Raw genomic sequence first — 22690 nt, 5'->3', positions numbered from 1 at the left:
CTAGATGGGCATTGTAGCTGATGTATTATTTACATTATTGCAGATTTATTCGTATGCGATTATTATTTATATTCTGCTTTCCTGGTTTCCTAATGCAAGAGAAAGCGGTTTTGGCCAATTGTTAGCTAAAATCGTTGAACCTTACCTGGAGCCATTCCGCAGATTCATTCCGCCTCTTGGAATGATTGATATTTCCCCGATCGTCGCGCTTCTGGCACTTCGATTTGCGGGATATGGGCTGAATTCAATATTCAGCATGATTGGATAAAAATTGTCCTGCAAGTGCCGTTTATGCGGCACTGTTTTCATTTAGAACGGTTTGGAGCTGTATGAAGTGAACCATGTTTATCAGCATTTTAGACAAGAAGAGCGTCACTTTATTGATCAGGTGATGGAGTGGAAAGAAAATGTACTGAATCAATACAGTCCTAAATTGACTGACTTTCTTGATCCGAGAGAGCAGGAAATGGTACAGGCAGTAGTGGGTTCAAATGGGGAAGTAAAGGTCATGTTTTCAGAAGATGACATGGAGAGAAAGCGTGCTCTTCTTTACCCTGATTACTTTACACCTTCCTTGGATGATTTTCAGTTATCCCTGATCGAAATTCAATATCCCGTTAAATTTATCACTCTTGAGCATCGCCATATTTTAGGGTCACTTATGTCTCTTGGACTGAAGCGGTCTAAGTTTGGAGATGTTTTGTTCTTTGGAGAACGGATTCAGCTTGTGGCAGCCAAAGAGGTTGAGGATTTTATTTTAATGAATGTAACCGAAATCGGCAGAGCTAAGGTTTCTCTTCGCAAGCTTGACTGGAGTGAAAGAATTCCGCATGCTGAAGAAATTCAAGAACTGTCTGCAACTGTCAGCTCCTTAAGACTAGATGCTGTTGCAGCTTCTATTTATAATGTATCCAGACAAAAAATCGGCATGCTCATTCAAAATGGACATGTAAAAGTAAACTGGAAAGTGACTGAACAGACTTCTTTTGAATGCCGCGAGGGAGATACCCTTTCTGTCAGAGGGTTTGGGAGATCCAGACTTTTGTCGATTGATGGCAGAACAAAGAAAGATAAATGGAAGCTGACCATTGGAAAACAAAAATAATTTTAGCGATTTAGCAGGAATTTAGACATTTCTGTCTAATAATGAATTATACTATTTTTAAAAGAAACGATTCATTCAATACATAATGGAGGTGGCACAAGTGCCCTTAACACCGTTAGATATTCATAACAAAGAATTCAACAAAGGCTTCCGCGGCTATGATGAAGATGAAGTGAACGAATTCCTTGATCAAGTCATAAAGGATTATGAAATGGCGATTCGCGAACGCAAAGAACTTGAATCAAAAGTCGGAGAATTGTCTGAGAAGCTTGGTCATTTTGCAAACATTGAAGAAACACTCAACAAATCGATTCTAGTTGCTCAGGAAGCAGCTGAAGAGGTTCGCCGCCACGCTCAAAAAGAAGCGAAATTAATCGTAAAAGAAGCAGAAAAAAACGCAGACCGCATCATTAATGAATCGCTGTCTAAATCAAGAAAAATCGCAGTTGAGATTGAAGAGCTCAAAAAGCAGTCTAAGGTTTTCCGCACCAGGTTCCAAATGCTGATTGAAGCACAGCTTGATCTCCTTAAAAATGACGACTGGGATCATTTATTAGAGTATGAAGTGGAAGCACTTTACGAAGAACGCGAAGAATCTAAAGTGTAATCTTGACTTGCGTACATAGTTTCACATATAATACGATCACTACTACAATTATCATAAATTGAAACGATGAGAGGGAGAGTAGCTCATTTTATCCTTTTTAAGCGAGCCGGAACTGGTGGAAGCCCGGCAAAGGAGAATAAGTGAAAATCACCCTTGAGTTTTTTGCTGAAACAATATAGAAAGTAAGCAAAGACGCGTTATTCACGTTACGAATGTCGAGAGGATAACCAGAATGCCGGTTATCTAAAAGGGTGGTACCGCGAGAAAACCTTCTCGTCCCTTATGGGATGAGAAGGTTTTTTGTGTTTTCTGATTTAATGGCTGGCATCTAAAGCCTATTTAAAAATTGTTTGGAGGAATACCCATGGAGTACAAAGATACACTGCTAATGCCAAAAACTGAATTCCCAATGCGCGGAAACTTGCCGAACCGCGAGCCTCAAATGCAGGAAAAATGGGAAGAAATGAATATTTACCAAAAAGTTCAAGAGCGCACGAAGGATCGTCCGATGTTCGTCTTGCATGATGGTCCTCCATACGCAAATGGCGATATTCATATGGGGCATGCACTAAATAAAGTGCTGAAAGATTTTATCGTCCGATACAAGTCGATGACGGGCTACAATGCACCATACGTGCCAGGCTGGGATACACACGGTCTTCCCATTGAAACAGCTTTAACAAAAAACAAAAAAGTGAACCGGAAAGAACTAAGTGTCGCTGAGTTCCGCAAGCTTTGCGCTGAATACGCTTGGGAGCAGATCAATAACCAGCGTGAACAGTTCAAGCGCCTTGGCGTTCGGGGAGACTGGGAAAATCCATATGTGACATTAAACCCTGAATATGAAGCACAGCAAATTAAAGTATTCGGTGAAATGGCGAAAAAAGGCTATATCTACAAAGGTTTAAAACCTGTTTATTGGTCTCCATCAAGTGAATCTGCTTTAGCAGAAGCAGAAATCGAATACTACGATAAACGATCTGCTTCCATTTATGTGGCGTTTACAGTTACCGAAGGAAATGATGTATTAAACGGCGGAGAAAAAATCGTGATTTGGACGACAACACCTTGGACGATTCCTGCAAACCTTGGAATTGCCGTTCATCCTGAGCTGGATTACAGTGTGGTATCTGTAAATGATGATTCTTTCATCGTTGCATCTGCTCTTTTAGAAACTGTTGCTAAAGAACTTGAATGGGAAACTTATACGGTTTCAAAAACACTTAAAGGTGCACAGCTTGAAAAAGTGGTTGCGAAACATCCGTTATATGACCGCGAATCACTTGTTGTTCTTGGCGATCATGTAACAACAGAAGCTGGTACCGGATGTGTTCACACGGCTCCTGGACACGGGGAAGATGACTTCATTGTCGGACAGAAATACGGACTTGGCGTACTTTGCCCAGTAGATGAAAAAGGCCATATGACAAATGAAGCACCAGGCTTTGAAGGCATGTTTTATGATGCAGCAAATAAACCAATTACAGAACAGCTTGAAGAAGCAGGCGCATTGCTGAAACTATCGTTTATTACTCACTCATACCCGCATGACTGGAGAACAAAAAAACCAACGATTTTCAGAGCAACGGCTCAGTGGTTTGCATCCATTAAAGATTTCCGTGAAGAGCTTCTAACGGCAGTAAAAGAAACAAAATGGGTTCCGGCATGGGGAGAAACAAGATTATTTAACATGGTCCGCGACCGCGGCGACTGGTGTATTTCCAGACAGCGTGCATGGGGCGTTCCAATTCCAGTTTTCTATGCTGAGAACGGGGAACCAATCATCACCGATGAAACAATCAATCATGTTTCAGACTTGTTCCGCGAACATGGTTCTAATATTTGGTTTGAACGTGAGACAAAAGATTTACTTCCTGAAGGATATACTCATCCGGGCAGCCCGAATGGATTGTTCACGAAAGAACAGGACATTATGGATGTATGGTTTGATTCAGGTTCATCCCATCAGGCTGTTTTATTAGAAAGAGATGACCTGCAGCGTCCGGCAGATCTTTATTTAGAGGGTTCTGATCAATATCGCGGCTGGTTTAACTCTTCCTTATCAACAGCAGTTGCTGTAACTGGGAAAGCTCCTTACAAAGGAGTGCTGAGCCATGGATTTGCTCTTGACGGAGAAGGACGAAAAATGAGTAAATCGTTAGGAAACGTTGTTCTGCCTTCAAAAGTCATGAATCAGCTTGGAGGAGACATCCTTCGTCTATGGGTGGCATCTGTTGACTACCAGGCAGACGTAAGAGTTTCTGATAATATCTTAAAGCAGGTTGCTGAAGTATACAGAAAAATCCGCAACACGTTCCGTTTCCTTCTTGGAAACCTCGCAGATTTTAATCCTGCAAAAGATGCTCTATCTTATGACGAACTGCGCGATGTAGATCGTTACATGCTTGTCAAGCTGAATAAATTAACAGATAAAGTGAAAAAATCCTATGAAGAGTATGAATTTGCAGCGATTTTCCATGCGGTTCATAACTTCTGTACGATTGAACTCAGCTCATTTTATCTTGATTTCGCAAAAGATGTCCTGTACATCGAAGCGCCAGACAACAAAGAGCGCCGTGCGATTCAAACCGTCTTGCATGAAACACTTCTTTCTCTAGTGAAATTAGTAACGCCAATCCTTCCTCATACAGCTGACGAAGTTTGGGCACATATTGATTCTGTAACTGAAGAAAGTGTTCAGCTTGTGGATATGCCTGAAGTGAAAACACTTGAAAATGCGGATGCATTAGAAGAAAAATGGGATGCTTTCATGGAACTTCGCGATGATGTGCTGAAGGCTCTTGAAGTGGCAAGAAACGAAAAAGTAATCGGCAAGTCATTAACAGCAAGCATTGAGCTTTATGTTGATGCTGAAACGAAGCAATTGCTTGATTCGGTTGAAGAAAACCTTAAGCAGCTGTTTATCGTATCAGGTTTTAAACTTGCAGGAGACTATGATGCAGCGCCGAGTGATGCTCATGTATTTGATCATGTGAAAATTACAGTCAAACCTGCTGAAGGTGAAACTTGTGACCGATGCTGGGTTGTTACAACAGATGTCGGCAGCAGCGAAAATCATAAAACCCTTTGCAGCCGCTGTGCAGCCATTGTGGATGAAAATTATACAACTGCTTAAATTTTGGGGACCGCTGACTTTGTTCAGCGGTTTTTATCTTTAAAAAGTGCCTTTGCTGGCGGATCCTTATCTGTCTGCCCGAGTCTGAACAGTTGGTTCCGCTTTTCTAAAAACAAAACAGGAAAATTCTTAAAAGCGTGAGCGGCTGGAGAACGGATACACTATGAGTACAAAGCAAGTACACAAGGAGTTGTCCGCTATGAGTTTAGACGCCATTTGGTATGAGCTTCAAATTATGCAGCAGGAATTGAAAACAAGGCTGTTTGATCATTGTTTGTTTGAAATGGATATGAATGAACAAAATTTATTTTATCCATTCAAGGAAAAAACGATTATGATTCATGTAAAAGAAGAGTTAAATGATGTAGAAAGGGCTCTTCAGAAGATTGAAAACGGCACGTTTGGCATTTGTGAAGAGACAGGCACTCCAATTGCACTTGATAAATTAGCTATTATCCCCACAGCTAGAACCATTCATGATTTTGCTTTTCAAGAACTTTATGAAAGAAAATCTCTGCCTCATCTTTATCTCAATCACCAATCTCACCATGAAGTGGGAGAATATCATTAAAACACTGCTTTCATGAGATACAAGCTTTACTCTTCTTTTTTGCCTGTGATACAATTCAAAGGTACATTATAGGAAAGTTGGGGAAAGCTTGTGCTTTACTATATCATCGCACTAGTTATTATTGCGCTCGATCAGCTGTCTAAATGGCTGATTGTCAACGAATTGGAAATCGGAGAAAGAATACCTGTTATTGAAAACGTATTGTATATTACATCACATCGGAATCAAGGTGCTGCCTGGGGAATTCTTCAGGGTCAGATGTGGTTTTTTTATGTCATTACCGTTATCGTCGTAATTGGACTCGTGATTTATATTCAAAAATTTGCAAAAGACCAGCGATTGATGGGAATTGCGCTCGGACTTATGCTTGGCGGAGCGATTGGCAATTTTATAGACCGTGTTATTCATCAGGAAGTGGTGGATTTTGTACAAACTTACATAGGAACATACCCATTTCCTATCTTTAACATAGCAGATTCGGCTCTTTGTGTAGGGGTTGCTTTGTTATTTATTGTCATGCTTTTTGAAGGGAAACAAGAGAAGGAGAAAGTGAATGAACAGCATAGAAATTAAGATTGATGACAGCAATAAATTTGAACGTCTGGATAAGCTGCTTGCAGCAGAGAATTCCGATTGGTCGAGAAGCCAGGTGCAGATCTGGATTAAAGAAGGGCATGTCAAAGTGAATGAGGCAGAATCAAGAAGCAATTACAAGGTTCAGCCAGGCGATACAGTCACCCTTCTCATTCCAGACCCTGAACCGCTTGATGTGATGCCTGAGGAGATGAATCTTGATATCTATTATGAAGATGGTGATGTCCTCGTAGTGAACAAACCAAAAGGAATGGTTGTTCATCCTGCACCAGGCCACTTATCAGGCACTCTGGTCAATGGCCTGATGGCTCACTGTAAAGACCTGTCTGGCATTAATGGCGTCATGAGACCGGGAATCGTTCATAGAATTGATAAAGATACGTCAGGGCTCCTAATGGTTGCTAAGAATGATAAAGCTCATGAATCATTAGTTAATCAACTCGTAGAAAAGTCAGTTACCAGACGATATCAGGCAATTGTTCATGGTGTGATTCAGCATGATAAAGGAACAGTCGATGCTCCAATTGGCCGTGATAAACAGGACCGCCAAAGCATGACGGTAACAAATGAGCACAGTAAAGATGCTGTTACCCATTTTCATGTACTTGAACGCTTTGAAGGAAATACTTTAATCGAATGTCAGCTTGAAACGGGAAGAACCCACCAAATTCGCGTACACATGAAATATATCGGTTTCCCGATTGTAGGAGATCCAAAGTACGGACTTAAGAAAACAATGAAAATAAACGGTCAGGCGCTTCATGCTGGCGTACTTGGATTCAAGCATCCGAGAACAGGAGAATATTTGGAGTTTAAAGCTCCGCTGCCTGCAGAGTTTGAGGAAGTTATCTCAGAACTTAAAAATAATCATTGACACATTCATGTTATTCTGACATAATGACTATAGTTCAAAAATGAACCTTTAAAACAGTCCCGTGAGGCTGAGAAGGAAACGGATCTTATACGCTGATACTGCGTATTTTAAGCTATGCATCCAAATCCCTCTTGCCAAAACGGCGAGAGGGATTTTTCTTTTTAAGGTTCTAAAAAAAGAGGTGAGAATCATGCCGCAAAAAGCGATTGTTTTAGATCAGCAGTCCATAAGAAGAGCTTTAACCCGAATCGCACATGAAATTATCGAACGGAATAAAGGAATTGATTCAGTCATTCTTGTCGGCATCAAGACAAGAGGCATTCACCTTGCGAAAAGGCTCGCTGAACGCATCGAACAGATTGAAGGAAAGCCAGTTGAAGTAGGAGAGCTTGATATCACGTTATACCGTGATGATCTTTCAAAAAAAACGGACGATCAGGAGCCGCTTGTAAAAGGATCTGACATTCCGGCGGATATTACAAATAAAACCGTCATCCTTGTAGACGACGTTTTATATACGGGAAGAACAGTTAGAGCTGGACTTGATGCACTTATCGATATAGGCAGACCGTCGCAAATTCAGCTTGCAGTACTTGTAGACCGCGGTCACCGCGAACTGCCGATCCGAGCAGATTATGTGGGGAAAAACATTCCGACTTCAAGCTCGGAAAAAATTGTAGTTGAACTGCTGGAAGTGGACGAAACAGATCAAGTAACCATCTACGAAAAAGAATAAAGACCTTTTAATGGAGTCCAGAGAGGCTGCAAAAGGGAAAGAAAATCACACGCCTGTGATCAGTTTGAGTCAGGCGGGATTATTCTGCCTCTTTGCACCTCATGCAAAGAGGTTTTTTGTTTCTCAAAAAGAGAAGAAGCGGAGGAATGAAAATGAAAAAGAATCAAAAGAATGCCTTACAGCTGGATGTAAATGAGGTTCCAAAGCCGCTCACATGGATCACGCTCAGCTTTCAGCATTTGTTCGCCATGTTCGGTGCAACGATACTAGTACCTTTCCTTGTGGGGCTCGATCCAGCAATAGCGCTGATTTCAAGCGGACTTGGAACAATAGCATTTCTTTTAATTACGAAAGGCCAGGTGCCTGCTTACCTTGGTTCATCCTTCGCCTTTATTGCTCCGATCATCGCAGCAAAGGCTGCGGCAGGCCCTGAAGGAGCAATGGTCGGCAGCTTTCTGGCCGGTGTTGTATACGGAATTGTAGCTTTATTAATAAAAATGGTCGGCTATAAGTGGATTATGAAGCTCTTGCCGCCGATTGTGGTCGGACCAGTTATCATCGTAATCGGACTGAGCCTTGCAAACGTCGCAGTCGGTATGGCTATGAATAATCCGGACGGGGAATATAATCTGACTTACTTCTCGGTAGCATTAGTAACACTTGCAATAACAATCATCTGCTCGGTCGTCTTTAAAGGATTTATCAGCCTTATCCCAGTACTGATTGGAATCGTTGGAGGCTATGTTTATGCCCTTGCAATCGGACTGGTAGATTTCAGCAAAGTAGCAGCTGCAAATGTCTTTGAAAAACCGGACTTTATTCTTCCTTTTATCACATACACACCGAGCTTTTCTTATGAAATCATCCTGCTGATGGTGCCGGTCGCAATCGTCACACTGTCAGAACATATCGGACATCAGCTTGTCCTTGGAAAAGTTGTCGGCCGTGACTATATTGAAAAGCCCGGACTTCACCGCTCCATCTTAGGAGATGGAACTGCGACGATGATTGCAGCATTAATAGGCGGTCCTCCAAACACGACATACGGTGAGAATATCGGCGTATTGGCCATAACGAGAGTATACAGCGTATATATCATTGCCGGAGCTGCTGTGATGGCGATTGCTTTCGGATTTATCGGTAAAATTTCGGCCCTGATCAGCTCCATCCCAACGCCGGTTATGGGCGGTGTGTCCATCCTGCTGTTTGGAATCATCGCTTCTTCAGGACTCAGAATGCTGACAGACAGCAAAATTGATTTCGGAAACAAACGCAATCTTGTGATATCATCCGTCATTCTGGTAATCGGCATCGGCGGTGCAATGATAAAAGTTAGTGAACAATTTGAACTTCATGGCATGGCGCTTGCAGCCATCATCGGCATTCTTTTAAACCTGGTCCTGCCTGGACGGAAAGACGCTGAAAAGGAACAGAACATGAAAGAAAACACAGCTGCATAATCACCTTTTAACGAAAGTCCAGAGAGGCTTACAAGGGTGGATGAGCATTGGCAGATCAGCCTGATGATTTGCCATGCTTCCTCACACCCTGAATCTCTGATCAGGGTGTTTTTTTTAAGATAAAAGGCAGAAAGTTTTTGGCCATTGATGTTTGGGAGCTAAAGCTTTCTTACTAAGAAACGGGGAGAGATGACGTTGAGGCACTTATTGAAAATGACTGATGTACCTGCAGATGAAATCATGAAGATATTAAAAGATGCAGAACGATTTAAAGCAGGGAAAACCTTGCTGCAGGAGACACCGATATTTGTTGCTAATCTGTTTTTTGAACCAAGCACACGAACAAGATTCAGCTTTGAAGTTGCAGAAAAAAGACTCGGACTGAATGTTCTCAATTTCGACGCCTCTCACTCCAGTGTTCAAAAAGGAGAAACCTTGTACGATACGGTAAGGACACTTGAGGCAATTGGAGCAAACGCAGTTGTTATCAGACATCCAAACGATGAGTACTTTACTGAATTGCAAGATAAAGTAAAGATTCCGATATTGAATGCCGGAGACGGATGCGGTCATCACCCGACACAGTCTCTGCTTGATCTTCTTACGATTCAGCAGGAGTTCAAACAATTTGAAGGCCTGACAATCTCCATTCACGGAGATATCAAACATAGCCGGGTAGCGCGGTCAAATGCAGAAGTGCTGAAGCGTCTCGGAGCAAACGTTTTACTCTCAGGGCCGGAGGAATGGAGAGATCCATCAAATGAGTTCGGACAATACGTACCGACAGATGAAGCGATAGAGAGATCCGATGTTGTGATGCTGCTTAGAATTCAGCATGAGAGACATCACGGTGAAAATGATGGCCTTTCAGACTATCACCGCAAGTTTGGATTAACTATTGAAAGAGAAAAAAACATGAAGCCGAATGCCATCATTATGCACCCTGCACCGGTAAATCGCGGAGTAGAAATTGCAGGCGGGCTGGTTGAGAGCAGAAAATCAAGGATTTTCAAGCAAATGGAAAATGGCGTTTTTATCCGAATGGCCGTACTGAAGCGGGCTTTAGAAAGTGCCAAATTAAGCGAGGAGGAAAATACTTATGCATTTTATCATTAAAAATGGACGTATTTTAGATAACAGCGGTGCAGAGAAAAAAACGGATATCCTGATTCAGGATGGAATCATTGTTCAAATAGAAGAAAATATCAAGCATGAAACGGCACGTCTCATTGATGCTAAAGGCAATCTTGTTTCTCCTGGTTTTGTCGATTTACATATCCATCTGAGAGAACCGGGAGGAGAGCATAAGGAAACCATTGAAACTGGCACAAAAGCAGCTGCAGCGGGAGGGTTCACAACGGTTGCCGCGATGCCTAACACGAAACCAGTGCCGGATCATCCTGAACAAATGAACTGGCTGCAAAGCCGCATTAAAGAAACAGCTTCGGTCCGTGTGCTGCCATACGCATCTATTACAACACGCCAGGCAGGGAAAGAGCTGACAGACTTTGAGGGATTAAACCAGGCCGGGGCGTTTGCTTTTACAGACGACGGTGTAGGAGTGCAGTCAGCCGGCATAATGTTTGAGGCAATGAAAAAAGCAGCCGCGCTTGGAGTGAGCATTGTTGCACACTGTGAAGACAACTCGCTGATTTATAAGGGAGCTTTGCATGACGGAGAATTTGCAAAAAGAAATGGCATAAACGGTATTCCATCCGTGTGTGAGGCGGTCCACATTGCGAGAGATGTATTGCTTGCAGAAGCAGCAGGCTGTCATTATCATGTCTGTCACATCAGCACAAAGGAATCTGTAAGAGTGGTGAGGGATGCGAAGAAAGCGGGCATCAACGTCACGGCTGAAGTTACGCCTCATCACCTGCTGCTTTGCGACAGTGATATTCCTGAACTTGATACGAACTACAAAATGAATCCGCCGCTGCGCGGAAGTGATGACAAGGAAGCTCTAATTGAAGCACTTCTTGACGGAACCATCGATTTTATAGCAACAGACCATGCTCCGCATACAAAAGAGGAAAAAGCAGGAACCATGCAGCTTGCTCCATTTGGAATCGTAGGTTTGGAGACCGCATTTCCGCTGCTGTATACACGATTTGTAGAGTCGAACGAATGGACGCTGAAGCAGCTTATCGACTATCTGACAATTAAGCCGAGTAAAGCTTTTAACCTTCCATATGGAAAATTAGAAGTTGGCAGTCCGGCAGATCTTACAATCATTGACTTAGAGGAAGTAAAAGTAATTGATCCTGAAGCATTCCTGTCAAAAGGAAAGAACACTCCGTTTGGAGGATGGAAATGCAAAGGATGGCCAATTGCAACAATCGCACAAGGACAGCTAGTTTGGGAAAAGGAGAGAGTAAACGCATGATCAGACATCTAATTCTCGAAGACGGAACCATTTTCACAGGACAAGGATTTGGAAGCGAAGAAGATACGATTGGGGAAATCGTTTTTCACACTGGAATGACAGGTTATCAGGAAATTTTATCTGACCCATCCTATTGCGGACAAATTGTCACACTTACTTATCCGCTTATCGGAAACTATGGAATTAACCGCGATGATTTTGAAACCATCTCGCCTTTCATTAATGGGTTTATCGTAAAAGAATTATGTGAAGTACCATCAAACTTCAGAAGCGAGTATTCACTTGATGAGTATTTTAAACTCAAAAAGATACCTGGCTTAGCAGGAATCGACACTCGTAAACTCACAAGGATTATCCGGACATACGGAACCCTGAAAGGGGCTTTTTGCTCAGAGAATGCAGATACGGAGGCAGTGCTTGCAAAATTAAAAGCAGCAAACCTTCCAACCAACCAAGTGGAAACCGTTTCAACAAAAACATCTTATCCGAGTCCGGGACGCGGCTGCAGAGTTGCATTGGTGGACTTTGGAATGAAGCATGGCATTTTGCGCGAGCTCAATAAGCGCGATTGTGACGTCGTTGTTGTTCCGCACACAACGACAGCAGAAGAAATCCTTCAATTGAATCCAGACGGCATTATGCTTTCAAATGGACCTGGGGATCCAAAAGATGTGCCGCATGCACTCGATATGATCAACGGAGTGCTCGGGAAAATTCCGTTATTCGGAATTTGTCTTGGCCACCAGCTTTTCGCGCTCTCAGGAGGAGCAAACACTGAAAAAATGAAATTCGGACATCGCGGTTCAAATCATCCTGTCAAAGATTTAGCTACAGGGAAAATTGCGATGACCTCTCAAAATCACGGCTACACTGTCACTCTTGATTCAGTTGCTGCAACTGATCTTGAAGTAACACATATTGCGCTGAATGATGGGTCAGTTGAAGGCCTTAAACATAAAGAACTTCCTGCATTTACGGTTCAATACCACCCGGAAGCATCACCAGGACCTGAAGATGCAAACGGACTTTTTGATCAATTTATCGACATGATTGAAACTCACAAGAAAGAAGGGGTCAAAGTATGCCAAAACGCGTAGACATTAAAAAAATTCTAGTAATAGGTTCAGGTCCGATCATTATTGGCCAGGCGGCAGAGTTTGATTATGCCGGAACTCAAGCCTGCCTTGCTTTAAAAGAAGAAGGCTATGAGGTTATTCTTGTAAACTCCAATCCGGCCACGATCATGACGGATACCGAAATGGCGGATAAAGTCTACATTGAACCTTTAACAGTGGAATTTTTAACAAAAATCATCCGAAAAGAACGACCGGATGCCCTTCTCCCGACACTTGGAGGACAAACCGGATTGAATATGGCAGTAGAGCTTGCAAATGCCGGTGTGCTTGAAGAGTGCCAAGTTGAAATCTTAGGAACAAAGCTCAGCGCGATTCAAAAAGCGGAAGACCGTGATCTATTCCGCCAATTAATGAACGAACTTGGTGAACCTGTGCCTGAAAGTGACATTGTGCATAACCTTGAAGAAGCGTTCACTTTTGTAGATAGAGTAGGTTATCCCGTTATTGTAAGACCAGCCTATACCCTTGGCGGAACAGGCGGCGGTATCTGTTCGAACGAAGAAGAGCTGATTGAAATCGTAACAAGCGGATTAAAGTACAGCCCAGTCACTCAATGTCTTCTTGAAAAAAGCATCGCAGGCTTTAAAGAGATTGAATATGAAGTAATGCGCGATAAAAATGACAGCGCGATTGTGGTCTGCAACATGGAAAACATCGATCCTGTCGGCATTCACACAGGTGACTCAATCGTCGTTGCACCAAGTCAGACTTTAAGCGACCGCGAGTATCAGATGCTCCGGAATGTTTCCCTTAAAATCATCCGGGCTCTGCAAATTGAAGGCGGCTGCAACGTTCAGCTCGCACTTGATCCAAACAGCTTTCAATATTACATCATCGAGGTCAATCCGCGCGTCAGCAGATCGTCTGCGCTTGCTTCAAAAGCAACTGGCTATCCGATTGCAAAGCTTGCAGCTAAAATCGCTGTCGGTTTGACGCTTGACGAAATGATGAACCCTGTTACTGGCAAGACGTATGCTTGCTTTGAGCCTGCACTTGACTACATCGTGACGAAAATTCCGAGATGGCCTTTTGACAAGTTTGAGTCAGCAAACCGCCGCCTTGGCACTCAAATGAAGGCGACAGGAGAAGTAATGGCGATCGGCAGAACATTTGAAGAATCATTGCTGAAAGCTGTACGTTCACTTGAATCAGATGAGTATCATCTGGATCTGAAAAATGCTGATGAATTCAGCAATGAACTGATCGAAAAGAGAATCAGAAAAGCAGGAGACGAACGGTTATTCTATCTTTCAGAAGCAATCAGAAGAGGGGTATCCATTGAAACAATTCATGAGTGGAGTGCGATCGATCTGTTCTTCTTAGTGAAAATAGAAAAAATCATCAAGTTTGAAAATGTGCTGAAAGAAGCAAAGCTTGATGCTGATGTCTTAAAGCAAGCCAAAAAAATGGGCTTCTCGGATATTGCAATCGCAAGGCTCTGGAACATGACAGAACGTGAAGTCTATGAATACAGAAAACAGCTGAAGCTGTTCCCGGTTTTCAAAACTGTTGATACATGTGCAGCCGAGTTCGAATCAGAAACTCCTTACTTCTACGGCACGTACGAAGATGAAAACGAATCTGCTGTAACAAACAAAGAAAGTGTGATTGTCCTTGGTTCAGGACCGATTCGAATCGGTCAAGGTGTGGAATTTGATTATGCAACGGTACATTCTGTATGGGCCATCAAAGAAGCCGGGTATGAGGCTATCATTATCAACAATAACCCTGAGACGGTTTCTACAGACTTCAGCATCTCAGATAAGCTTTACTTTGAACCGCTGACTGCAGAAGATGTCATGCATATTGTAGAACTTGAAAAACCACGCGGCGTAGTCGTTCAATTTGGCGGACAGACAGCTATTAATCTAGCAGAAGAGCTTGAAGCAAGAGGCGTGCAGATCCTTGGCACATCCCTTGAAGACTTGGACCGCGCTGAAAACAGAGATAAGTTTGAGTACACATTAGGCAAGCTGAACATCCCTCAGCCGCTGGGTAAAACCGCCGCTTCTGTTGAAGAAGCAGTTAAAATTGCAGCTGAGATCCGCTACCCGGTATTAGTTAGACCATCCTATGTTCTCGGCGGCCGGGCAATGGAAATTGTATATGAAGAAAAAGATCTGCTGCATTATATGAAAAATGCGGTAAAAGTAAATCCGCAGCATCCCGTTCTCATTGACAAATATTTAACCGGAAAAGAAATCGAAGTAGACGCGATCTCAGACGGCGAAACGGTCTTTATTCCAGGAATTATGGAACACATCGAACGTGCAGGCGTTCACTCAGGCGACTCAATTGCCGTCTATCCGCCGCAAACTCTGTCTGCAGAAATAAAGGAAACGATTATAGAAAGAACAATTGCTCTTGCCAAAGGATTAAATATTAAAGGATTGCTGAATATCCAGTTTGTTATCTACAAAAATGAAGTTTATGTGCTTGAGGTAAACCCAAGATCAAGCCGCACGGTTCCATTTTTAAGCAAGATTACGGGAGTCCCAATGGCGAATCTTGCTACAAAGGTGATTTTAGGAAAAACACTTCATGAACTTGGCTATGAAACAGGCATTCAGCCTGAGAGTGCCGGCGTCTTTGTGAAAGTTCCGGTATTCTCATTCGAAAAGCTGCGCAGAGTCGATATTACACTCGGCCCTGAAATGAAATCTACCGGGGAAGTCATGGGTAAGGATACAACGCTTGAAAAAGCTCTGTATAAAGGCCTGATTGCATCCGGAATGAAAGTGCAGAATTACGGACAGGTTCTGCTGACGATTGCAGATAAAGATAAAGAAGAAGGTCTTGAAGTTGCAAGACGCTTCAGCGCCATCGGCTATCAGATTATGGCGACAAGCGGAACGGCGGAATACCTTCATGCCAATGGAGTTTCTGCAAAGATTGTGAATAAAATCGGCAGCGAGGCGCCAAACATGCTTGATATCATCCGCACAAGCGAAGCACAGTTTGTCATCAATACCCTGACAAAAGGAAAACAGCCGCAGCGGGATGGATTCCGAATCCGCCGTGAATCTGTAGAAAACGGCATTCCGTGCTTAACTTCGCTCGATACGACAAAAGCGATATTAAGAGTGCTTGAGTCCATGACCTTCTCAACAGATGAAATGCCAAAGCGCGCTATCAGCAAAGAGGTGACATACGCTTGATACAAAAAGAATGGATGACGATTGCAGATCACAGGGAATTGGCAGCAGGCATTTATGAAATCACATTAAAAGGCAGTTTAGTTGATCACATGAATCAGCCAGGACAGTTTGTACATGTAAAAGTTTCAGAGACGGCCTCACCGTTATTAAGAAGACCGATCAGCATAGCGAAAATAGATAAAGAGAATCAGGAATTTACCATGATATACAGAGCAGAAGGAGCAGGCACGAAGCTCCTTTCTGCAAGAAAGAATGGCGAGCTTGTTGATGTACTTGGACCGCTCGGGAATGGATTTGATCCAAAACAGATGGAAAAAGGCGATACAGCCCTTCTTGTCGGAGGCGGGATCGGCGTGCCTCCTTTATATGAACTGTCAAGACGCCTGATTGAAAGAGGGGTGACGGTCAAGCATGTTCTGGGCTTTCAGTCAAAAGAGCACGTTTTCTATGAAAAAGAGTTTCAAAAGCTTGGAGATACTTATGTAACGACTGTAGACGGCACTTATGGAATGCAGGGATTCGTCACAGATTTGATTAAAGAATATGAACTCGCTTTTGATGCTATATTTTCCTGCGGACCCACTCCGATGCTTGCAAACATAGAGAGACTGTTTCCTGACAAGCCTGTCTTTCTGTCACTTGAAGAACGGATGGGCTGCGGAATTGGCGCATGCTTCGCATGTGTTTGTCATACAGCTGATGATCCTGCTGGCACTTCTTATAAAAAAGTGTGCAGCGACGGTCCAGTATTTAAAGCCGGGGAGGTGCTTTTATCATGCTGAACATTGAATTGCCCGGTTTATCCCTGAAAAATCCGGTTATGCCGGCCTCAGGCTGCTTTGGCTTCGGTAAAGAATTTGCAAACCTGTACGATATAAGCAGTCTTGGTGCGATTATGATTAAAGCTGCCACGGCAGAAGCACGCTTTGGCAACCCGACGCCAAGAGTGGCGGAAACAGAAGCAGGCATGCTGAATGCCATTGGCCTTCAAAATCCGGGCCTCAAGGGAGTCCTTGAACAAGAGCTTCCCTGGCTAGAGTCTTATGACGTGCCGATTATTGCAAATGTAGCGGGCTCCGCACAGGAGGATTATGTTGAAGTAGCAAGAGAAATCAGCAGGGCAAAAAATGTACGCGCAATTGAACTGAATATCTCTTGCCCGAATGTAAAAACGGGAGGAATTGCTTTCGGAACGAACCCTGAGATTGCCGCCTCATTGACAAGGGCAGTAAAAGAAGTATCAGAGGTGCCTGTCTATGTGAAGCTTTCTCCAAATGTAAGCAACATTGTTGAAATCGCCAAAGCGATTGAAAACGCCGGTGCTGACGGTTTAACGATGATTAATACGCTGCTTGGGATGAGGCTCGACATGAGAACGGCAAAACCAATTCTCGCCAACCGCTCCGGCGGATTATCTGGCCCTGCCATCAAGCCTGTCGCAATCAGAATGGTGTATGAAGTAAGCCAGGCTGTTTCCATTCCGATTATCGGCATGGGAGGCGTGCAGACAGCTGAAGATGTCCTTGAATTTATGTATGCAGGTGCAAGTGCAGTCGCTGTCGGAACAGCAAACTTTGTAAATCCGTTTGTATGTCCTGAAATCATCGAACAACTGCCTCAAACATTAAAAGAATATGGATTTGAACATATTTCAGAATGCATCGGAAGGAGCTGGAAAAATGAACGTGAGACCGCTTATCATCGCGCTTGATTTTCCGGACGGAAAAGAAGTGGACGGATTTTTAAAAAAGCTGCCTGATCAAAAGCTTTATGTAAAAGTTGGAATGGAGCTGTTTTATCAGGAAGGTCCTGCGATTATCAATCAGCTTAAATCAGACGGCCATAACATTTTTCTTGATTTGAAGCTCCATGATATTCCGCAGACAGTCAAGCAGGCTATGAAAGGACTTGCAAAGCTTGAAGTGGATCTTGTCAATGTTCATGCTGCAGGGGGAAGCGCGATGATGCAGGCTGCGATAGAAGGGCTGGAATCAGGAACGCGGGCAGGGGCAAAAAGGCCTGACTGTATTGCTGTCACGCAATTAACAAGCACATCAGAGTCCATGCTTAAACATGAACTGCTCATCGATAAAAGCCTCAATGAAACTGTTCTGCACTATGCAAAATCGGCAAATGAGAGCGGACTCGATGGGATTGTCTGTTCTTCACTTGAAGTACCAGAAATCTATCAACATTTGAATCGTTCTTTTAAAACCATTACACCTGGAATCCGCATGGCGGAAGACTCAGTTAATGATCAAGTGAGAGTGGCAACGCCATATAAGGCGAGGGAGCTTGGTTCAACTGCCATTGTTGTCGGCAGAAGCATCACAAAAGCGGATGATCCGCTGAAAGCATACTTACAAATGAAAAACGCATGGGAGGGTCTGCCTGTATGAAACATCAAATTGCTGAGCAGCTGTTAAAAATTGAAGCCGTATTTTTAAGTCCAAATGAGCCATTTACATGGTCCAGCGGCCTCAAATCTCCAATCTATTGCGACAATCGTTTAACGTTATCCTATCCTGAAGTCAGAAAAGACATTGCAGAGGGGCTGACAAAGCTGATCAGGGAAGAGTACCCAAAAGCTGAAATAATTGCAGGAACGGCAACAGCCGGTATTCCGCATGCTGCATGGGTAAGCGATCTTCTTAATTTGCCGATGTGCTATGTGAGAAGCAAGCCGAAGGGCCATGGAAAAGGCAATCAAATCGAAGGGAAAGTGCATGAAGGTCAAAAAGTTGTAGTCGTTGAGGATTTAATCTCAACAGGAGGAAGCGTTATTACGGCTGTTCAGGCTCTGCGGGAGGCAGGGTGTGAAGTTATAGGAGTTGTCTCCATCTTCACGTATGAACTGCAAAAAGGCGCAGAAATGCTTGCAGAAGCAGGCATTCATGCTGTATCTCTTACCGATTACTCTTCATTGATTGATGTAGCTCTGAATAAGGGATCCATTGAAAAAGTAGATCTGGAAAAGCTGAAAAAATGGCGCGAAAATCCGGCAAATGAAGCATGGATGACTGTTTAATAGGCAAAAAAAGCAAAGTCATTCTGGCTTTGCTTTTTTATATCCAAATCAAAATCGAAAATAGAATCGAAACAAGACTTATAAGCAGATAACCAGTTCGGAACACTTTTATCAGCCACGCTTCTTTAAGAAATCTTTTGCAAAACGAGAAGCTCGCATAGCCAATCAAGCCAAATATCCAAAAAAGTCCGGATTGTTCATTTTTGATTTTTTGGAAAATATGATGATCATCAAGAGATACAATGGCATAAGCTAATGAAAATCCGCCTATGACGAAAGTGAAAAGGGTCATAATGGATGGAATCAGAATTTGTATCACCTCTTGGAAAATATTTTTTATACCACAAACTTTATTCCTTATTCGAAATTTTAGCACTATGTCTCACTGCGAAATATATTTTTTTTAATTCCGATCGAAAAACTAGGGTTGACAGGACGGCTAATTGTGATAAAATTTAGAAAAATATAATAAACTTATCCAGAGAGGCGAAGGGATCTGGCCCTGCGAAGCCCGGCAACCTGCGTTTGGCAAGGTGCTAAATCCAGCAAAATGTAAACCCATTTTGAAAGATAAGGTACATTACCTGAACAGTCTTTCAAGTTGGAAGGCTTTTTTACATTCTCAGATTGCGGTGCATTTCTCAGAAAAAAAGAGCGGATAAGAAAGGAAATGGGGGACTGCAGTGGGAAAGGAAGAACAGCTTGAACTCGTCTTCGAAAGATTAAGGGAAATGCTGAAAACGATGAATTATGGTTCTGTCACATTGATTGTTCAGGACGGCAAAGTGATTCAGCTTGAGAAGAACGAAAAAGTAAGAATTAAATAATGTGCTGACTAGATAAACTAGAGGCATTTTAACACTGTACGGGTTCCGTCATTCTGTTAAAATGTCTTTTTTAACGGGACCTGGCTGATAGAGGGGAAGAATTTACATGCTTACGTATGAAACCTGGCAGGAGCCAGCAGCTGACTTTGAAGTTGACGACACTTATAAAGGCGCATTAAACGTTTTAAAGTGGAGCTACAGTCATTACGGCAATGAGATTGTTTATGCCTGCAGCTTTGGAATAGAAGGGATTGTGCTTGTTGATTTAATTTCAAAAGTAGAGCCGGATGCAACCATTGTTTTTCTGGATACGGATGTTCATTTTAAAGAAACATATGAAACGATCGACCGGGTAAAGGAAAAATATCCAAGCCTGAATATCGTGATGAAGAAGCCGGAACTCACATTAGAGGAACAGGCAGCGGAACATGGAGATAAACTTTGGGAAACCAACCCGAATAAATGCTGCCAAATCAGAAAGCTTCAGCCTCTGAACGAGACGTTATCTGAATCTGAAGCATGGATCTCGGGACTGCGCAGAGAACAGTCAGAAACAAGGAAACATGTTCAATTTATTAACCGGGATGATAAATTTCAGTCGGTGAAAATTTGTCCGCTGATTCACTGGACCTGGAAAGATGTGTGGCGGTACGTTCACAAAAATGATTTGCCTTATAACCCTCTGCATGACAGGGGCTACCCGAGCATTGGCTGCTCTCACTGCACCGCACCTGCGTTTAATGCTGATGATTTGCGTTCCGGAAGATGGAGCGGGCAAGGTAAAACAGAATGCGGATTACATGGATAAGGAGCAGGCGCCGTGCTTGAATTAGCGGCTCTTGCCATCAGTCTCTTTTTTGCAATGAATATAGGGGCAAGCGGTGCTGCTGCCTCGATGGGTGTTGCTTACGGGTCAGGTGCAGTCCCAAAAGCAAGGCATGCCCTATTCATATGTGCTGCCGGGGTCTTTGCCGGAGCGGTGCTCGGAGGCGGAGAAGTTGTAAAGACAATCAGCGGAGGCATCATACCCCAGGACATTATTAATGTGAAAATCGTGCTGATTATCATTTTTTCTGCGACAAGCTCCCTGTTTTTTGCAAACTTGCTCGGCATTCCGCTTTCTACCAGTGAAGTTACGGTAGGGGCGGTAGTAGGAGTCGGGATTGCGTATCAGGTGCTGTTTGTCAATTCACTGCTGATTATTATGATGTTTTGGGTGATCGTTCCTGTTGCAGCTTTCGGTTTAGCCTGGATATTCGGCAAAGGGCTGTATACGCTGCAGAATAAAGGGTTTTTGCATGATCGTCCATGGCTTACCGGCATATTAATTCTTGCAGGGTTTCTTGAAGCCTTCTCAGCGGGAATGAATAATGTCGCGAATGCAATTGGTCCTCTGGTGGGAGCAGATTTGATCTCCGTTTCAAAAGGAACCTGGATCGGAGGGGCATTTGTAGCACTAGGAGCCATTTTCCTCGGAAAAAAAGTACTGGAGACAAATGGCAAGAAGATTACCAGATATTCAAAGCCTGAAGGGATTTTAATCTCGGGAACTGGTGCCGGTCTCGTCATTATCAGTTCGATTTTCGGATTGCCGGTTCCGCTCACTCAGGTCACATCATCAGCGATTATCGGTCTTGGAATGGCGAAAAACGGAAGCGACATTCTTCATAAGCACATCGTGAAGAAGATTGTCCGCATATGGATTGTTTCACCTCTGTTTTCACTGGCCATTTCTTATTTCTTAGTTAAATTATTTTTAGAAAGTGATCTTTACTCAATAACCGTTCTTGTCAGTGTCATGCTTGCAACTTTAGGGGCCCTCAGTTTGATGAAGGCCATCAAAGAGGAAAAGCGGGCTGTACATGAAGAAGGCGGGGGCATTTAACGTTAAAACCAATTAAAATGGTATGTTTAGGAGGAAATATAATCATGAGTTTACAGCCGCACGGTGGATTACTAATACAAGCATATAACCCAGAGGAAAAATATCAGGAGATTCACGCACAAATTGAAATTGATGCAATGGCATTAAGTGATTTGGAATTAATCGGAATTGGAGCATACAGCCCGCTTGAAGGATTTCTTTCACAGAAAGATTATGAGCAGGTCGTAAATGAGATGAGACTTGCCTCAGGGACTGTCTGGAGCATCCCGATTACATTGCCTGTTTCCAAGGAAACGGCTGAGAGATTAATAGTCGGAGAAAAAGCAAGACTGCTATACAAAGGAGAGGTATATGGCCTGATACAGGTTGAGGATGTTTATGAACCAGACAAAGCAATTGAAGCAATAAACGTTTATGGAACGGCAGACCTTGCCCATCCTGGCGTAAAAAAAATGCATGAGCGGGAAGATGTTTATGTAGGCGGCAAAATTACACTGCTGAAACGACCTGAAAAGCCGTTTAAGCAATACACGTTCGATCCAATTGAAACTCGTGAAATTTTCAAAAGCAAAGGCTGGAAGACTGTCGTTGGATTCCAAACGAGAAACCCGGTTCACAGAGCTCATGAATATATCCAGAAATCAGCCCTTGAAACAGTAGATGGATTATTTTTAAATCCGCTTGTAGGGGAAACAAAATCAGATGACATTTCAGCCGAAATCAGAATGGAGAGCTATGAGGTTCTTCTAAGAAATTACTATCCGGAAGAACGGGTTGAGCTTGGCGTCTTCCCTGCAGCGATGAGATATGCCGGACCAAGAGAAGCCATCTTCCATGCCATTGTCCGTAAAAATTACGGCTGCACTCATTTTATTGTAGGAAGAGACCACGCCGGTGTAGGTGATTACTACGGAACTTATGATGCCCAGAAGATTTTTGATCAGTTTGAGGAGCAGGAGCTTGGAATTAAGCCGCTGAAATTCGATCACAGCTTCTACTGCAGCAAATGCGAAGGAATGGCGACAACGAAAACTTGTCCTCATGACAGCTCGGCACATATCATTCTATCTGGAACAAAGGTAAGGCAAATGCTTAGAAATGGCGAAGTTCCGCCAAGCACGTTCAGCCGTCCAGAAGTCATTGAGGTGTTAATAAACGGACTTAAAAAAGAAGTCGTTTCATAAGAA

21 protein-coding genes, 1 riboswitch and 1 other annotated feature are annotated in these 22690 nt (G+C 43.1%); all 21 genes read left to right on the top strand.

Going from position 1 to position 22690, the window contains the following annotated elements:
* Positions 1–4 precede the first annotated feature (4 nt).
* Positions 5–268 carry a YggT family protein gene (locus E2R53_RS07805; protein ID WP_133311245.1) on the top strand — a complete coding sequence of 88 codons (264 nt, stop codon included), beginning with the start codon at positions 5–7 and terminating at the stop codon, positions 266–268.
* A 66-nt stretch (positions 269–334) separates the two neighbouring features.
* The gene (locus tag E2R53_RS07800; protein ID WP_286166111.1) at positions 335–1105 is read left to right on the top strand and encodes an RNA-binding protein; all 771 of its coding nucleotides are present in this window, start codon (positions 335–337) and stop codon (positions 1103–1105) included.
* Positions 1106–1205: 100 nt separating this feature from the next.
* Positions 1206–1712: a DivIVA domain-containing protein gene (locus E2R53_RS07795; protein ID WP_133311244.1), complete on the top strand. Its 507-nt coding sequence runs from the start codon at positions 1206–1208 to the stop codon at positions 1710–1712.
* 57 nt (positions 1713–1769) lie between these two features.
* Positions 1770–1996, top strand: a binding site (T-box leader).
* A gap of 80 nt (positions 1997–2076) precedes the next feature.
* Positions 2077–4848, top strand: a complete 2772-nt coding sequence (gene ileS / locus E2R53_RS07790; RefSeq protein ID WP_133311243.1) for an isoleucine--tRNA ligase — start codon at positions 2077–2079, stop codon at positions 4846–4848.
* A gap of 199 nt (positions 4849–5047) precedes the next feature.
* Positions 5048–5419: a TraR/DksA family transcriptional regulator gene (locus E2R53_RS07785; RefSeq protein WP_133311242.1), complete on the top strand. Its 372-nt coding sequence runs from the start codon at positions 5048–5050 to the stop codon at positions 5417–5419.
* Positions 5420–5509: 90 nt separating this feature from the next.
* Positions 5510–5992, top strand: coding sequence for a signal peptidase II (lspA, locus tag E2R53_RS07780; RefSeq protein ID WP_070879102.1), 483 nt, complete (start codon positions 5510–5512; stop codon positions 5990–5992).
* Positions 5973–6887 (top strand): RluA family pseudouridine synthase, encoded by a 915-nt coding sequence (locus E2R53_RS07775; protein WP_133311241.1) that lies wholly within the window; start codon positions 5973–5975, stop codon positions 6885–6887. The genes lspA and E2R53_RS07775 overlap by 20 nt, the downstream gene beginning before the upstream one ends.
* A gap of 190 nt (positions 6888–7077) precedes the next feature.
* Positions 7078–7623, top strand: coding sequence for a bifunctional pyr operon transcriptional regulator/uracil phosphoribosyltransferase PyrR (gene pyrR / locus E2R53_RS07770; RefSeq protein WP_070879104.1), 546 nt, complete (start codon positions 7078–7080; stop codon positions 7621–7623).
* Positions 7624–7775: 152 nt separating this feature from the next.
* Positions 7776–9083: a solute carrier family 23 protein gene (locus E2R53_RS07765; RefSeq protein ID WP_133311240.1), complete on the top strand. Its 1308-nt coding sequence runs from the start codon at positions 7776–7778 to the stop codon at positions 9081–9083.
* Between the two features lie 195 nt (positions 9084–9278).
* Positions 9279–10199 carry an aspartate carbamoyltransferase catalytic subunit gene (locus E2R53_RS07760; protein WP_133311239.1) on the top strand — a complete coding sequence of 307 codons (921 nt, stop codon included), beginning with the start codon at positions 9279–9281 and terminating at the stop codon, positions 10197–10199.
* On the top strand, positions 10183–11469 hold the full coding sequence (locus tag E2R53_RS07755; RefSeq protein WP_133311238.1) for a dihydroorotase: 1287 nt from the start codon (positions 10183–10185) through the stop codon (positions 11467–11469). Before E2R53_RS07760 ends, E2R53_RS07755 begins: the two co-directional genes overlap by 17 nt.
* Positions 11466–12566 (top strand): carbamoyl phosphate synthase small subunit, encoded by a 1101-nt coding sequence (locus E2R53_RS07750; protein WP_133311237.1) that lies wholly within the window; start codon positions 11466–11468, stop codon positions 12564–12566. Before E2R53_RS07755 ends, E2R53_RS07750 begins: the two co-directional genes overlap by 4 nt.
* The gene (carB, locus tag E2R53_RS07745) at positions 12551–15763 is read left to right on the top strand and encodes a carbamoyl-phosphate synthase large subunit (protein WP_133311236.1); all 3213 of its coding nucleotides are present in this window, start codon (positions 12551–12553) and stop codon (positions 15761–15763) included. The genes E2R53_RS07750 and carB overlap by 16 nt, the downstream gene beginning before the upstream one ends.
* Entirely contained in the window at positions 15760–16545 is a 786-nt protein-coding gene (locus tag E2R53_RS07740; protein WP_133311235.1) for a dihydroorotate dehydrogenase electron transfer subunit, read from the top strand. Before carB ends, E2R53_RS07740 begins: the two co-directional genes overlap by 4 nt.
* On the top strand, positions 16539–17474 hold the full coding sequence (locus tag E2R53_RS07735) for a dihydroorotate dehydrogenase (RefSeq protein ID WP_133311234.1): 936 nt from the start codon (positions 16539–16541) through the stop codon (positions 17472–17474). The genes E2R53_RS07740 and E2R53_RS07735 overlap by 7 nt, the downstream gene beginning before the upstream one ends.
* Entirely contained in the window at positions 17443–18162 is a 720-nt protein-coding gene (gene pyrF, locus E2R53_RS07730) for an orotidine-5'-phosphate decarboxylase (RefSeq protein ID WP_133311233.1), read from the top strand. The genes E2R53_RS07735 and pyrF overlap by 32 nt, the downstream gene beginning before the upstream one ends.
* Positions 18159–18791: an orotate phosphoribosyltransferase gene (gene pyrE / locus E2R53_RS07725; RefSeq protein WP_133311232.1), complete on the top strand. Its 633-nt coding sequence runs from the start codon at positions 18159–18161 to the stop codon at positions 18789–18791. The genes pyrF and pyrE overlap by 4 nt, the downstream gene beginning before the upstream one ends.
* A 471-nt stretch (positions 18792–19262) precedes the next feature.
* Positions 19263–19368, top strand: a riboswitch (SAM riboswitch).
* A gap of 106 nt (positions 19369–19474) precedes the next feature.
* Positions 19475–19618, top strand: a complete 144-nt coding sequence (locus E2R53_RS07720) for a YezD family protein (protein WP_133311231.1) — start codon at positions 19475–19477, stop codon at positions 19616–19618.
* 106 nt (positions 19619–19724) lie between these two features.
* A complete protein-coding gene (locus tag E2R53_RS07715; RefSeq protein WP_133311230.1) occupies positions 19725–20426 on the top strand; it encodes a phosphoadenylyl-sulfate reductase in 702 nt (233 codons plus the stop codon).
* A 54-nt stretch (positions 20427–20480) separates the two neighbouring features.
* Positions 20481–21503, top strand: coding sequence for an inorganic phosphate transporter (locus tag E2R53_RS07710; RefSeq protein ID WP_133312212.1), 1023 nt, complete (start codon positions 20481–20483; stop codon positions 21501–21503).
* A 44-nt stretch (positions 21504–21547) separates the two neighbouring features.
* Entirely contained in the window at positions 21548–22687 is a 1140-nt protein-coding gene (gene sat / locus E2R53_RS07705; RefSeq protein WP_133311229.1) for a sulfate adenylyltransferase, read from the top strand.
* Positions 22688–22690 lie beyond the last annotated feature (3 nt).

Source organism: Peribacillus frigoritolerans, assembly GCF_004358755.1.
Lineage (GTDB): Bacteria > Bacillota > Bacilli > Bacillales > Bacillaceae > Bacillus_P.
The sequence above is the reverse complement of the archived record's forward strand: the minus strand, read 5'-3'. Positions and strand labels throughout refer to the sequence as shown.